This is a genomic window from Bacillus sp. FSL K6-3200 (genome assembly GCF_038630485.1).
Taxonomy (GTDB): domain Bacteria; phylum Bacillota; class Bacilli; order Bacillales; family Bacillaceae; genus Bacillus; species Bacillus safensis.
On record NZ_CP152032.1, the window covers coordinates 2951287 to 2965850 of the forward strand.

Sequence of the window (14564 nt, forward strand, 5' to 3'; positions counted from 1 at the left end):
AATCATGTATTTCAGGCACTTAACGCATGAAATGGAAAGACTTAGGTGGTAAGACCTCATAGTTTGCTTGCGTCATGTTTCCGCCCAATACAAACAGACAAACTTAGCTTTAGACTGATCGAAAATTGTATGTCACATAAAAGGGAGGGGGACTATCAGTCAACCTCCTCTTTTTTGCTGTAAGTAAAAAAGTCCGCCATTTTCAATCGTAAGACTGATTTTTGGTTCGTATAAAGTTTTGAGTGCTTGTCTTTCTATTTCATATTCTACAGATGTGTCTGAAGTCCCTTCATAAAATTGGTTTAAAAGTTCGGAGTCTTCCTTCCATTTTTGAACGGCTCGCACTGCCCAGTCGTCCGGCTCCTCATGGGCATAATGCTCCATAAGGCTGTAGAGCCGTTTGACTCCGCTCTCTGGCTTAATCATTGTGCTCATCGTAAAGCAATAATCGGGAATTTGAGACGAAAGCTCGCGGGCTTCCAGCTTTTCTTGAAATTGTTCAATGACTTCTCCGCGTATGAGATGAAGGCCTAATGATAAAAGCTTATCTTTCTTCCGGTCTGCAAGGTAAGAAATTTTTACATTGAGACCAAGCCATGGCTCAAGTGGGATCTGGTTGTTTGAAAGCGGGGTAACTCGTTCATAAAGCCGGATAAAACGGCCCTGCTCTTTGACCGCCTCAAATATTTGAAATAACCGAGGGGAGCCGAAATGGATAAATTCACCCTCGATCTTATCACCTGCTTTTTTTTGATCTGTGATGAAAGTCAATTGCCGCGGTTCAGGTACACCGCCAGTTTTTTCAAGCCAGTGCCAATAAAAAGGGCGGTTCATAATCAGTTTATCCATTTCGATTGTCAGCTGGACGGTCATATGTCCTGCACTTTCTTCTAATATGTCGCATTGATTCGCCTTGAAAAAACGGAGAAGAAAGGTGTGAATGTCACGCTGCTCCATTGATCAACTCTCCTTTATGAGCCTTGCTGTCTTTTTTCTAAAAGTGGTGTTTGTGCTTCAGATAAATAAGAAGCAAACTGGTTTAATTTCTTTTTCATGTCTCCGCCTGGTTCATGCTGGAAGAGAATTTGATGCAATTCTGTTTCGACTTCTTCAATATCAATTCTCGTTAAAATATCATCTAAATCGCCTATGACGTTTTCAAACAGCTGAATTTTTTCATATAAAAGCTTTAAAATGTGCTCCTCAACTGTTCCGTTCGTTGACATATTGTAAATGTGGACATCTCGCTCTTGGCCAAGGCGGTGAATACGTCCAATTCTCTGTTCTAAACGCATCGGGTTCCACGGGAGGTCGTAGTTGATGATTTGGTTACAAAACTGCAGGTTGATCCCTTCGCCGCCAGCTTCTGTAGCAATTAACACTTGCGCCCGTTCTCTAAATAAATCTTTCATCCAATCTTTTTTGCCCCGCTTAAAGCCGCCCCGAAATGGAACGGAGCTGATGCCATTTTGCTGTAGAAACCATTGTAAATAAATTTGTGTCGCACGGTATTCGGTGAAAATAATCACCTTTTCATTTAACTGCTGAATGAGTTTGACGACTTCAAGCGCTTTTGAGTTTTGCTCAACTTGATTGATTTTCTCCATGATTTGCGCTATAGCAGAAGATCCGAGAATATGCTTTTCTTCTTCCTGCATTTTTTTAATCGTCATATAAACTGCCTCACGGCTTGAACAGCATTCTCGTTCCAAGGTCATAATGGAAAACATATGCTTTGTATAAGACGGATTCTCTTTCAGCTTGCAGATTTCATCATACAGGGCTTGTTCTGTCGGAGAGAAATCAATAGAAATCGTTTTGACATGCCGTTTTGTCCACTCGATGCCTGTGTCTTGTCTTCGGTTTCGAATCATCACTTTATTGACGAGCTGTTTTAATCGGTCATGGTCTTCAAGCTGCAAGTCCTTTTTGGCAAAGACATCTTTAAATTGATGTTCATTTCCTAGGTGGCCTGGCTTCAGAAGGGAAACGAGATTAAATATTTCTCCGATCCGATTTTGAATAGGTGTCGCTGTCAGCAGCAGGCAGAACTTCTTATTCAGGTTTCTCACAAATTCATAGTTTTTCGTTTTATTGTTTTTCAGTTTGTGTGCTTCATCGATAATGACCATATCGTAGGCAATTGATAAAATCGTGTCTCGATGCGGCTGTCTTTTGGCTGTGTCAATGGAAGAAACCACAACGTCACACTGCTCCCACACATAGCTCTTTTTTTGTTCAACAGCATCAATATAAAATTTCGTCCGCAGCTCCTGTACCCACTGAGATACAAGAGAGGCGGGGACGAGAATGAGAATCTTTTTGGCAAGTCCACGAATCATGTATTCTTTGATAATGAGTCCTGCTTCTACGGTTTTTCCAAGTCCCACTTCATCTGCTAGAATGGCTTTCCCATTCATTTCTTCTACGACTCTTCTGGCTACTTCGAGCTGGTGCTTTAAAGGTGTGAATGCAGGCAGGTGCGCAGGAGCTTGCAGCCCCTCGAATGAATCAATGGCTGTGACTTTTTGAACCTGCGTCGCTAAACGATACATATCCCAGTTCGCCCAGGGGCCGTCTGTTGAAAGCCGCTGTTGAAATTCATTTGTCCATTCCTGATCAAAAATCGTTTGAATATTCATTGTGGTCGCCTGCCTTTCTTTCTAGTAGGGTCTGATAAAATTGTTCTGTTTTTAAACGCTTCATTTTTTAAGAGGTCTTTAAAAGACTAGATATATGAATAAAAGCGAACGATATCGAATGGTTATTTTAAAAATGTTAATGATTTTTCTGTTGCTCTTCATCCATTTCTAATGGTAGGATGTTGGTAAGTGATCTAGAAAATAAGTCACCCATTTTGATAGTATGTCCAATAGATGTGAAAAATATGAGCGGATGATGGTATGGGGAGAGACTTGGCGGTTATTTTGCACTGGCAGGCGCCGAAGGAGCAAGCTGAATGATTCAGTGAATCTCTCAGGCAAAAGTACTCTTACCGGACGCAACTCTGGAGAGTGTTTGCTTAAGGGTTTTAGCAAACCACCAAAGGGGAAAACGCACAATGATGTTGTGCTGTAAACTTTCAGGTGCAAGGACAGAGACTTCTTTTTGATAAAAGGGAGCGCTCTGTCCTTTTTTGCTGTGATTTTTTTCTGAAAATTCAGCTTGCATTTGCACTGTAAGAAAAAAGGGGGAAACGATTGATGTTGAAACGAACACCGCTTTTTCATGCGTATGAAACGTTTGGCGCAAAAACCATTGACTTCGGGGGCTGGGAATTACCTGTCCAATTTTCTTCCATTAAAGAAGAACATGAAGCTGTTCGAACAAAAGCAGGGCTTTTTGATGTGTCTCACATGGGTGAGGTGGACGTCAAAGGTCAAGATGCCCTTCCTTTTTTACAAAGGTTATTAACCAATGATGTGTCTAAGCTGACAGACGGTAAGGCACTATATACAGCCATGTGTTATGAAGATGGCGGAACGGTAGATGACCTGCTCGTCTACCAAAAAGAAAAGAATCACTATTTGCTTGTCATCAATGCATCAAATATCGAAAAAGATGTAGATTGGCTCTTGAAGCACCAAGGGGAGGATGACGTATTGATCAAAAATATTTCTGATCAAACCGCCTTGCTAGCGCTTCAAGGACCTCTTGCCGCTGACATCATCAAAGAGGTGGCGGATGAAGAGGTGACATCGCTTAAACCATTTACGTTTTTATCAAAAGCTGAGGTCGCAAGTAAAGAAGTGCTTGTTTCCAGAACAGGCTACACAGGGGAGGACGGCTTTGAAATCTACTGCCAGTCAGAAGATGCGGTCCATATTTGGACTGCTTTATTAGAAGCAGGTCAGCCAAAAGGATTAATACCATGCGGACTCGGTGCACGTGACACCTTGAGATTTGAAGCAAGGCTCCCGCTTTATGGCCAGGAGCTGACAAAGGATATCTCTCCATTAGAAGGCGGCATTGGTTTTGCTATCAAAACGGATAAAGAAGCTGATTTTATCGGAAAAGCAGCACTCAAAAAACAAAAAGAAGAGGGACTGAAGCGAAAGCTTGTCGGCATTGAAATGATTGATAAAGGGATTCCGCGTACAGATTATCCAGTCTTTTCAGGAGAAAAGCAGGTTGGGATTGTCACAACGGGTACCCAATCCCCAACATTAAAGAAAAATGTCGGGCTTGCTTTGATTGAAACCTCAGAGGCGGAGCTTGGAACAGAGGTTGAAGTACAAGTTCGCAAAAAACGTCTAAAAGCCAAAATCGTCGCAACACCATTTTATAAAAGAGCCAAATAACGAGGGGGAATAGAGGATGAAGCACAGGTATTTGCCGCAAACAGAGCAAGATCAAAAAGAAATGCTGGATGTCATCGGCGTTCAGTCGATTGATGAGCTTTTTTCAGATATCCCAGAGAAAGTTCGATTCAAAGGAGCATACAACATCAAAGAAGCCGCATCTGAAACAGCGCTTGTAAGGGAATTATCCCGGCTAGCTGCAAAGAATAAGGATACAGTTTCCTATGCATCGTTTCTTGGTGCAGGTGTATATGATCATTACCAGCCTGTCATTGTCGATCATGTTATCTCACGCTCTGAATTTTATACAGCGTATACACCTTATCAGCCGGAGATTTCGCAAGGTGAATTGCAAGCCATCTTTGAATTTCAAACAATGATTGCTGAGCTGACTGGTATGGATCTGGCCAACTCCTCGATGTACGATGGCGGGACGGCACTAGCTGAAGCGGCGATGCTCGCTGCGGGACACACAAAGAAGAAAAAAGTGGTTGTTTCTGAAACGGTTCACCCTGAATCAAGAGCGGTGCTGAAAACATACGCCAAAGGACAGCATATTGAAGTCGTTGAAGTACCTGCGAAAAAAGGGCAGACAGATCTAGCTGCATTGGAAAAGGCCGTTTGCGATGATACAGCAGCAGTTCTCGTGCAATATCCAAACTTTTTTGGTGTAGTCGAGCCGTTAAAAGACATTGAACCTATTGCACATAAAGGAAAAAGCCTGTTCATTGTCTCTGGTAATCCCCTCGCACTCGGGCTATTGACGCCGCCTGGAAAACTCGGGGCTGATATTGTCGTTGGTGATGCGCAGCCGTTCGGCATCCCAGCTGCATTTGGCGGACCTCATTGCGGATATTTTGCTGTGACGAAAAAGTTGATGCGAAAAGTGCCAGGTCGTTTAGTCGGGCAGACAGAAGATGAAAATGGTGTTCGTGGATTTGTCCTGACCCTTCAAGCGCGTGAGCAGCACATTCGAAGAGATAAAGCGACGTCAAATATTTGCTCAAACCAAGCATTAAATGCATTAGCTGCTTCTGTTGCCATGACGGCACTAGGGAAAACAGGCATAAAAGACATCGCTTATCAAAACGTGCAAAAAGCCCATTATGCCAAGACGCAGGCAGAAAAATATGGACTGCAGGCGGATGTAGAAGGAGCTCATTTTAATGAATTTGTGATCAAGTTACAGGAGCCTGTGAAAGAAGCCAATAAACGATTGCTGGAAAAAGGAATCATCGGCGGCTACGACTTAGGGCTAGACTACCCAGAGCTTCAGCAGCACATGCTTGTAGCCGTGACAGAGCTAAGAACAAAAGAAGAAATTGATACGTTTATCAAGGAATTGGGGGATCGCCATGAATAAACAAGATCAGCCGCTTATTTTTGAATTATCTAAAGAAGGAAGAATAGGGTACAGCCTGCCTGATTTAGATGTACCTGAACAGGAGATCCCGTCTTTATTTGATGAGACGTATATCCGTAATGAGGATGCTGAGCTTCCTGAAGTATCTGAGCTTGATATTATGCGTCATTATACAGCATTATCAAGACGCAATCATGGGGTCGATTCCGGATTTTATCCTCTTGGCTCTTGTACGATGAAATATAATCCAAAAATTAATGAAAAGGTTGCACGCCTTGCAGGATTCTCACAAGTCCATCCACTGCAAGAGGCAGACACTGTGCAAGGTGCATTAGAATTACTATACGATCTAGGTGACCATCTTGAAGAAATTACGGGGATGGACGCTGTGACATTACAGCCTGCGGCAGGAGCACATGGCGAATGGACGGGACTTATGATGATCCGTGCGTATCATGAAGCAAGAGGAGATCATCATCGTACAAAAGTCATTGTGCCTGATTCTGCTCATGGAACGAATCCGGCATCTGCGACAGTGGCTGGATTTGAAACTATTACCGTCGCATCTGATGAAAACGGACTTGTTGATTTAGAAGATTTACGCCGCGTTGTCAATGAAGAAACTGCAGCTTTAATGCTTACAAACCCGAATACACTCGGCCTTTTTGAAGAAAATATTTTAGAAATGGCTGAAATCGTTCATGAAGCTGGCGGTAAGCTTTATTATGACGGAGCCAACTTGAACGCTGTTTTAAGCAGAGCAAGACCAGGAGATATGGGATTTGACGTTGTCCACTTAAATCTTCATAAAACCTTTACAGGCCCGCACGGAGGCGGAGGTCCTGGCTCAGGTCCTGTTGGCGTCAAAAAGGATTTGATTCCGTATTTGCCAAAGCCGGTGCTTGTGAAGAAGGAAGGTCGTTTTTATTTTGATCATGACCGTCCAGAATCAATTGGGCGCGTGAAGCCGTTCTATGGCAACTTTGGCATTAACGTCAGAGCTTATGCATACATCCGCTCTATGGGTCCAGACGGCTTAAAGGCTGTAACCGATAATGCGGTGTTAAATGCGAACTATATGATGCGACGCTTAAGTGCTCATTACGATTTGCCGTTTGATCGTCACTGTAAGCATGAATTTGTCCTTTCAGGTAAACGTCAGAAAAAATTAGGTGTGCGGACACTGGATATTGCCAAACGATTACTTGATTTTGGCTATCATCCGCCAACGATATACTTCCCGCTTAATGTAGAGGAATGTATCATGATTGAACCGACTGAAACAGAATCAAAAGAAACACTTGATGCATTCATCGAAGCAATGATTCAAATTGCAAAAGAGGCAGAAGAGAATCCCGAAGTGGTGCAGGAAGCGCCGCATACAACGGTTGTCAAACGTATGGACGAAACAAAGGCCGCGCGGAATCCAGTTCTCGTTTTTGAAAGAAAATAAAGAAAAAAGACTCAGGGGGAAATCATGCTCCCAGAGTCTTTTTTGTTAGTTCTTCGTTTTGATGCGGCCGCCCCATTTTTTAAAGCCGCCTTTTAAATTATAAATCTCACGGCAGCCGTTTTTACGTAAAGTTTGGGCTGCTTTTCCGCTTCTGAAATTATTTTGACAATAGAGATAAACAGGCTTGTCAGGACGTATTTCATTTTTGCGCTGCTTTAGTTGGGAAAGGGGGATATTTCTTGCCCCTAAAATATGTCCGCCTTCAAACTCATTTGGCTCTCTCACATCAATGAGCTGGGCTTTGCGGTAACCTTTAATAAATTCTTCTTCCGTCAGCGTTTTCATAATGCGCTGCTGATAAATGTAGCTGCCGATGGAATAAAGAACGAAAAGTCCACAAAGTGAGAGGACGATATAGTTGAATATTGACAATACAACTCGACTCCTTCTTGAGCATCAGCACAGTAGCCTGTCTGATGGTACGTTTTAGACAAATACTATTATAGTAAAGCATAAGAAACTTGTCATCATAAATGGTAAGAATTATTTTCAATTCCGTCCCTATTTGATAGACTGATGAAGAGAGAAAACCGGTGGTCACCACCATCATCTAACATTGACTACGTAAAAGAGAAGGGATTTTATATGCAAAAAGAGAAATGGTGTTTCATTGATTCAGGAAACCAAGACCCTGCCTTTAACATGGCAATGGACGAAGCTTTGCTTTATTGGCATAGTGAGAAGCTCATCCCGCCTGTTATCCGCTTTTATGGATGGGATCCGGCGACATTATCTGTTGGGTATTTTCAGAACGTTGAAAAAGAAATCAACCTAGAAGCCGTCAAGCGATATGGTCTTGGATTTGTCCGCAGACCAACCGGAGGACGGGGAGTACTTCATGATCAGGAGCTGACCTACAGCGTGATTGTGTCAGAGGAACATCCAGAAATGCCAGCGACGGTGACAGAGGCGTACCGCGTTATTTCAGAAGGCATTTTAGAGGGCTTTAAAGAGCTGGGACTCGATGCGTATTTTGCCATTCCTCGTACAGATAAAGAAAAGGAAAGCTTAAAAAACCCAAGATCATCTGTATGCTTTGATGCCCCTTCATGGTACGAGCTTGTTGTAGAAGGCAGAAAGGTAGCGGGCAGTGCTCAGACGAGACAAAAAGGTGTCATCCTCCAGCATGGATCTATTTTAATTGACCTTGATGAGGACAAATTGTTCGATTTGTTCCTATATCCAAACGACCGGGTGAGAGAGCGGATGCAGCGAAGCTTTAAAAACAAAGCGGTTGCCATCAATGAAATCTCAGACCGAACATGTACGATAGACGATGCGCGTGCTGCGTTTAAAAAAGGGTTTGAAAAAGGATTAAATATTGAGCTTGAGCCTTATGAGCTGACAGATGAAGAATTAGCGTTTGTCCATCATCTCGCCAAAACGAAATATGCCTCAGATGATTGGAATTACAAGCGTTAAGACGATGGACACTCCTTGTTTTTTAATGAACGTTGGTGTAGAATTGGGTTGATTATTAAGTAAAGGTGCATTATGGAGGGGTTTTATGACTACGCCTAGTATGGAAGATTACATTGAACAAATTTATATGCTGATAGAAGAAAAAGGATATGCCAGAGTCTCTGATATTGCAGAAGCACTCGCTGTCCATCCCTCCTCTGTAACAAAAATGGTTCAGAAGCTAGATAAAGATGAATACCTCATTTATGAGAAGTATCGTGGTCTAATTTTAACCCCGAAAGGCAAAAAAATTGGAAAACGTCTCGTATACAGACATGAACTGCTAGAGCAATTTTTAAGAATCATTGGTGTAGATGAAGAGAAAATTTATGATGATGTAGAAGGCATTGAACATCATCTCAGCTGGAACAGCATTGACCGCATCGGCGATCTTGTTCAATTCTTTGAAGAAAACGATGAGCGATCTGTTCAGCTGAAAGCGATTCAAAAGAAAAACGAACAAACAAATCAAGAATCTTAATCAAAAAGGACACCTGTGCTAAGGGTGTCCTTTTTGATTAAAGTTCTAATTGAAAGCAAATGCTCCTACACTATTATTAGCGTGAAATCAAAGGGGGCTCCTTGATGAAGATAGATGGTGTGTTCTCAGGTGGAGGCATTAAGGGGGCAGCGCTTGCAGGTGCCTATGAAGCGCTTGAAGCGAGAGGATTTCAATTTGTCCGCCTTGCTGGTACAAGTGCAGGAGCAATCATTGCTTCACTCATCGCAGCGGGTTTTACAAGCCAGGAAATTCGGTCGCTTTTAGATGAAATGGATGAACACAAATTGCTTGATAGGCGATGTCAATTCATCCCGTTTAAAATGCTCAGGTGGGTATCCATTTACTGGCGTCTAGGTCTTTATAAAGGAGACCGGCTGGAAAAATGGCTGACCGATGTGCTAAAACGAAAAGGGGTCACCGTGTTTGGAGACCTCAAAAAAGATTCGCTGAAAATTGTTGCGTCCGATTTAACGAATGGAAAAATCCTCGTACTGCCAGACGACCTTCCTTCATATGGCTTAAATCCAGAGCGGTTTTCCGTGGCGAGGGCCATTCGAATGAGCTGCAGCCTGCCGTATTTTTTCGAACCTGTCAAACTGAAGTCTTCAAAAGGCATTTGTACCATTGTAGATGGAGGAGTGCTTAGCAATTTTCCAATTTGGCTGTTTGCTGAAGAGAAAAAAAGACCGTTCGTCGGTGTCACATTAACCCCAAACGAAAAAGAACGCCCTCAACACTCCATCCGCAATGCGTTTGAACTGTTTGGCGCTCTTTTTGAAACGATGCGTGGTGCTCATGACGAAAGACATATCGCCACAAAACACGAACGTCATGTTATTTTTATTCCTGTAGAACACGTCATTGCCACTGATTTTCAACTCATGACAGAAAAGAAAAAGGCGCTCGTCGATCTAGGCAGACAGAAGGCCGAGCAATTTTTAAAAAGCTGGACATTTTAAAATAAGGCGCGATTCTTCTTTTTGTTTTTCTTGCCTTCAATCACAGTCAAATGTGTTTGGCTTTTCTTTTTGAGAAGGACGGGCTTAGACTTGTGGTCAGTCGGCACGCTTCGCAAATGAGTGACCCGATTTTTCATCTGGCTTTTCGTTTTTGGTTTAGGCTGCTGGTAGCGACGTTTTGATTGTTTGACTGCTTTACGATAAAGATTGCCTTCTGTTCCAGTTCTTCGATTCATCAGCCATCTAAATAGGAAAAATAGGGCCGCTCCAATGATCACAACAGATAGCAGCATGGTAACAAGTCTGCCTGGGTTCGTTGTGAGTAAGTACACAAATCCCAAAACACCTAAAGCGAAAATAATGGTAAAAGCAGGATGTACTCGGCGATTCATAACTGTCCACCTCCGAAGGAATTTACCGGATTTATAAGCTAGATCACTTGATGAGCAGAATCTGACGCTTGTTTCAGAGACGCTTCCTCTAAACGAAGAAGTTCATTAAAACTTGCAATGGCTACCTCGACTTGATCGTCAGAGGGTTCTTTTGTTGTGAGCAATTGCAGCCAAAGGCCAGGATAGCCAAGCACTTTAAGCACAGGCACTTCTCGGAGTTTGTTCGTAAGCTGAAGCACTTCAAATGAAATGCCCAGAACAACCGGAATGAGCGCCAAGCGGTTCAGAACTCTCACCCATAAAGGATCTGTCGGTACGAGTAAATAGACGAACATCCCGACAATGACAGTGAATAAAATAAAGCTGCTGCCGCATCGATAATGCAGACGGGATTGCTTTTGGACATTTTCCACTGTGATGTCAAGGTTCTGTTCATAGCAGTTTATGACTTTATGTTCTGCCCCATGATATTGAAATACTCTTTTAATTAAAGGGGTCATGGAAATAAAGTAAATATAGCCTAATAAAAGGACCAATTTGAAGAATGTTTCAACTGCGATTTGTGCGAAATTCCCTGAAAAGATGGGGCGCACAAGCTCTGCTAAAAAGACAGGTACCAGTGTAAAGACAAATTTACTAAAGAGTAGAGAGAGAACTCCGATCACAGCAATGCCGAAGATCATGGATAATTTCGAGCCTTTTTGTTCTTTTTCAAGAGTGTGATCTTCAGAAGGATCTAAGTCATATCGCTCACTGGAGAAGTTTAAGTGCTTACTGCCGTTTGCGCTTGCTTCAACAAGTGCAGCAACACCCCTGACAAAGGGGATTTTCTTGAGAAAGGCGGTTCGTTTATTGGAGGTCCGGGGAAGCTTCAAAAACTCAATGGACTGGTCCTTTCGCCGAATCGCTGTCACATAGTTCTTTTTACCTCCGAACATGACACCTTCGACAACTGCCTGCCCTCCATATGCTGGAGGTTTTGTTTGATTGGACATATTTCATCAACCTGCCTGTTTCCTGTAATTTACATGCATTTCCTTATACCTTTATTGTACAGGAAATGAGGGGAAATCACTAGCGCACAGGTCGATTATCTACTAGAATTCTATCTACCTCTTTTTAGCCAGTATACCCTGTTATAAAAATTTTACACTCACGCATGGAAATCCTTTTTTTTCATGACATTTTGGACATACTACTTGCTGGAGGTGTTCACAATTGAAACGTGATGAAAAGAAAAACCAAGAAGAAAAAAATCAGTCCGTGCAAACGACATCACTTGTGGCAAGAGCAGCTGCTACAGGTTTTGTCGGTGGTGTTTTTTGGGGCTTTATCGGGTTTCTGACCCATGTGTTTCATTTTTCAGAGGTGAGTCCGAATATGCTGCTTCAGCCATTTGTACTTGGAGATTGGAAAAAGGGAGGACTTGGCACTTTTATCAGTATTGTGCTGTTAGGAATTTTATCGATTGGAGCGGCCTTTATTTATTATGGGCTTTTAAAAAGGATCAAAGGTTTTTGGATGGGTTTGATATATGGCGGGCTTTTATGGCTGCTCGTTTTTTACGTGTTTAATCCCATTTTCCCAGATGTAAAGCAAGTACAAGAGTTGCAGCAAAGCACCATTGTCACGACATTTTGCCTATATATTTTATATGGCATGTTTGTCGGGTACAGCATTTCGTTTGAATATAATGAATTGACGAGTCAGAAACTTGCGAGGGCACTCGGGAAAAAGACAGAATAAAGTGTAAATCACCTATTCATATGATAAAATATTTTTGGAAACGAAAGGTTTCTAAGGAAAAAGAAATAGATATCATTATAGATTAAATTAGGGTGAAGGAGTGTTCATATGCCTCATTTTCTTGTGCTGAATGGACCCAATTTAAATAGGCTTGGCAAAAGAGAGCCTGCTGTTTATGGAAGTAAGACGCTGACCGATTTAGAGACAGATTTGTTCCAGTTTGCAGAACGAGCAAACATTCAATTAACGTTCTTTCAATCGAATCATGAAGGGGATTTGATTGATGCGCTCCACGAAGCAGAAGATCAGTACGATGGTGTCGTGTTTAACCCGGGTGCATTTACCCACTACAGCTATGCGCTGAGAGATGCCATTGCAAGTATTTCTTTATCTGTCATTGAAGTACATATCTCAAATGTTCATAAGAGAGAGGAATTCCGCCATCATTCTGTACTTGCTCCAGTATGCCAAGGGCAAATCGTTGGACTTGGCTTAGAAGGGTATAAATTGGCGATTCGCTATTTAGTCAGTGAAGGGGGAGCAGCATCATGAAACTTGAAAAACTAAGAGCACTTTTAAGTGAATTAGAGATCGATGGCCTTGTCATTACAAGCAGTTTTAATTTACAGTATATGACCAGCTTTACCGGATCAGCCGGTCTTGCAGTTGTTTCAAAGGACCGGGCAGCTTTTATCACAGACTTCCGCTATACAGAGCAAGCGAAGGATCAAGTCAAAGGCTATGACATCATTGAACATAAAGGAAACATTGTGGAAACGGCTGCCCAAACGGCAAAGGAATTTGGAGTGAAACGCCTTGGGTTTGAACAAAACCATATGACATTTGCCACATATCAGCAGTACGCAGCCAAAGCAGGTGATATAGAGCTTGTTCCAGTCTCTGAATCAGTTGAAAAGTTGCGCTTGATTAAGTCTAGTGAAGAGATTAAGATATTAGAGGAAGCTGCGAAGATTGCAGATCACGCCTTTGATCATATTCTCACTTACATCAAGCCGGGCCTGACGGAAATTGCTGTCATGAACGAGCTTGAATTTTTCATGAGAAAAGAAGGTGCTGAAGGATCTTCATTCGATATGATTGTTGCCTCAGGTGTTCGTTCAAGCCTCCCGCACGGAAGAGCGAGTGAAAAGGTCATAGAATCTGGTGATTTAGTGACACTCGATTTCGGTGCTTACTATAAAGGCTATTGTTCTGATATGACAAGAACGATTGCTGTTGGAACACCAAGCGACAAGCTAAAGGAAATTTATCATATCGTATTAGAAGCAGAAAACGCTGGTGTGGATAGAATCAAGCCAGGCTTAACAGGAAAAGAAGCTGATCGCATCACACGAGACATCATTGAAAAGTATGGCTATGGTCAATACTTCGGGCATTCAACTGGGCACGGGCTGGGTATGGAAGTACATGAAGCACCAGGCCTTTCCTCACGATCAGAGGTCGTCTTAGAAGAGGGAATGGTCGTCACAGTTGAGCCGGGAATTTACTTGCCAGATGTCGGCGGCGTGAGAATTGAGGATGATATTGTCCTGACAGCTGACGGCAATAAACGATTGACCCACTCACCGAAAGAACTTATCATATTATGATGGTGAAATGTAGGAGGATGACAAAATGATTTCAGTAAACGATTTTCGTACTGGCCTGACAATTGAAGTGGACGGCGGTATTTGGCGAGTAGTGGATTTCCAACACGTAAAACCAGGGAAAGGCGCAGCGTTTGTTCGTTCGAAACTGCGTAACCTGCGTACTGGTGCCATTCAAGAAAAAACATTCCGCGCAGGCGAAAAAGTAGCAAAAGCTCAAATCGAAACAAAAACAATGCAATACTTGTATGCAAATGGCGATCAGCATGTTTTCATGGATACAAGTTCTTATGAGCAGCTTGAACTAAGTGAAGCACAAATTAAAGATGAACTGAAATATTTGCTTGAAAATATGTCTGTTCAAATCGTGATGTACGGTGCTGAAACACTTGGAGTAGAACTTCCAAACACAGTAGAACTAGAAGTAGTAGAAACAGAGCCTGGTATTAAAGGTGACACAACATCAGGCGGCTCGAAACCTGCTAAAACTGAAACTGGTTTAATCGTCAACGTTCCATTCTTTGTGAACCAAGGAGATAAACTAGTGATTAATACATCAGACGGCTCATACGTCTCAAGAGCGTAATGAACGAAGAAAGACTGTAAACCTCGTGTTTACAGTCTTTTTTTATTGGAAAAATGACTCCTTAAGAAAAGCCTTCTCCCAATTCTCTCATTCATCTCTCTTTCTTCCTGAAAAACAAGACTACTTCCAGCTAG

Annotated in this window: 15 protein-coding genes and 1 riboswitch; of the genes, 10 read left to right on the forward strand and 5 right to left on the reverse strand. The window is 42.4% G+C overall.

The annotated features are described in order from the left end of the window. Positions 1-159: 159 nt before the first annotated feature. On the reverse strand, positions 160-957 hold the full coding sequence (locus MHI60_RS15085; RefSeq protein ID WP_144484616.1) for a YqhG family protein: 798 nt from the start codon (positions 955-957) through the stop codon (positions 160-162). 14 nt (positions 958-971) lie between these two features. Continuing rightward, entirely contained in the window at positions 972-2642 is a 1671-nt protein-coding gene (locus MHI60_RS15090; protein ID WP_144484614.1) for an SNF2-related protein, read from the reverse strand. 253 nt (positions 2643-2895) lie between these two features. Next, positions 2896-3002: riboswitch (glycine riboswitch) on the forward strand. A gap of 201 nt (positions 3003-3203) precedes the next feature. Between MHI60_RS15090 and gcvT the strand changes: the two genes are divergently transcribed. From gcvT to gcvPB, 3 genes are read left to right on the forward strand one after another with little or no spacing between them, the layout of a single operon-like run. Continuing rightward, a complete protein-coding gene (gene gcvT / locus MHI60_RS15095) occupies positions 3204-4301 on the forward strand; it encodes a glycine cleavage system aminomethyltransferase GcvT (RefSeq protein ID WP_144484612.1) in 1098 nt (365 codons plus the stop codon). Between the two features lie 16 nt (positions 4302-4317). Next, complete coding sequence (gene gcvPA, locus MHI60_RS15100) at positions 4318-5664, forward strand: aminomethyl-transferring glycine dehydrogenase subunit GcvPA (RefSeq protein ID WP_144484610.1); 1347 nt, start codon at positions 4318-4320, stop codon at positions 5662-5664. After that, positions 5657-7117 carry an aminomethyl-transferring glycine dehydrogenase subunit GcvPB gene (gcvPB, locus tag MHI60_RS15105; RefSeq protein ID WP_144484609.1) on the forward strand — a complete coding sequence of 487 codons (1461 nt, stop codon included), beginning with the start codon at positions 5657-5659 and terminating at the stop codon, positions 7115-7117. The genes gcvPA and gcvPB overlap by 8 nt, the downstream gene beginning before the upstream one ends. 45 nt (positions 7118-7162) lie before the next feature. Here the strand turns inward: gcvPB and MHI60_RS15110 are convergent, their stop codons facing one another. Beyond that, complete coding sequence (locus MHI60_RS15110; RefSeq protein WP_024422963.1) at positions 7163-7543, reverse strand: rhodanese-like domain-containing protein; 381 nt, start codon at positions 7541-7543, stop codon at positions 7163-7165. Between the two features lie 219 nt (positions 7544-7762). On the opposite strand from MHI60_RS15110, the gene MHI60_RS15115 reads away from it, so the two are divergent. The 3 genes from MHI60_RS15115 (at position 7763) to MHI60_RS15125 (ending at position 10099) form a co-directional block, all read left to right on the forward strand. Next, complete coding sequence (locus tag MHI60_RS15115) at positions 7763-8599, forward strand: biotin/lipoate A/B protein ligase family protein (protein ID WP_048239227.1); 837 nt, start codon at positions 7763-7765, stop codon at positions 8597-8599. An 85-nt stretch (positions 8600-8684) separates the two neighbouring features. Next, positions 8685-9119, forward strand: coding sequence for a transcriptional regulator MntR (gene mntR / locus MHI60_RS15120; RefSeq protein ID WP_003215946.1), 435 nt, complete (start codon positions 8685-8687; stop codon positions 9117-9119). 104 nt (positions 9120-9223) lie between these two features. Continuing rightward, on the forward strand, positions 9224-10099 hold the full coding sequence (locus tag MHI60_RS15125; RefSeq protein ID WP_095408989.1) for a patatin-like phospholipase family protein: 876 nt from the start codon (positions 9224-9226) through the stop codon (positions 10097-10099). Here the strand turns inward: MHI60_RS15125 and MHI60_RS15130 are convergent. Beyond that, on the reverse strand, positions 10096-10491 hold the full coding sequence (locus tag MHI60_RS15130; RefSeq protein ID WP_048239229.1) for an SA1362 family protein: 396 nt from the start codon (positions 10489-10491) through the stop codon (positions 10096-10098). The genes MHI60_RS15125 and MHI60_RS15130 overlap by 4 nt on opposite strands. A gap of 38 nt (positions 10492-10529) precedes the next feature. Beyond that, complete coding sequence (locus MHI60_RS15135) at positions 10530-11486, reverse strand: DUF1385 domain-containing protein (protein WP_039179902.1); 957 nt, start codon at positions 11484-11486, stop codon at positions 10530-10532. Positions 11487-11709: 223 nt separating this feature from the next. Here MHI60_RS15135 and MHI60_RS15140 point away from each other — a divergent pair, with 223 nt between their 5' ends. The 4 genes from MHI60_RS15140 to efp all read left to right on the forward strand — a co-directional run bounded on the left by MHI60_RS15140 (position 11710) and on the right by efp (position 14430). Then, positions 11710-12237, forward strand: coding sequence for a YqhR family membrane protein (locus MHI60_RS15140; RefSeq protein ID WP_095408987.1), 528 nt, complete (start codon positions 11710-11712; stop codon positions 12235-12237). 108 nt (positions 12238-12345) lie between these two features. Further along, positions 12346-12789 (forward strand): type II 3-dehydroquinate dehydratase, encoded by a 444-nt coding sequence (gene aroQ, locus MHI60_RS15145; RefSeq protein WP_041086149.1) that lies wholly within the window; start codon positions 12346-12348, stop codon positions 12787-12789. Beyond that, positions 12783-13847 (forward strand): Xaa-Pro peptidase family protein, encoded by a 1065-nt coding sequence (locus MHI60_RS15150; protein ID WP_186318658.1) that lies wholly within the window; start codon positions 12783-12785, stop codon positions 13845-13847. The genes aroQ and MHI60_RS15150 overlap by 7 nt, the downstream gene beginning before the upstream one ends. 25 nt (positions 13848-13872) lie before the next feature. Further along, entirely contained in the window at positions 13873-14430 is a 558-nt protein-coding gene (gene efp, locus MHI60_RS15155; protein ID WP_024422954.1) for an elongation factor P, read from the forward strand. The last annotated feature ends 134 nt before the right edge of the window (positions 14431-14564 follow it).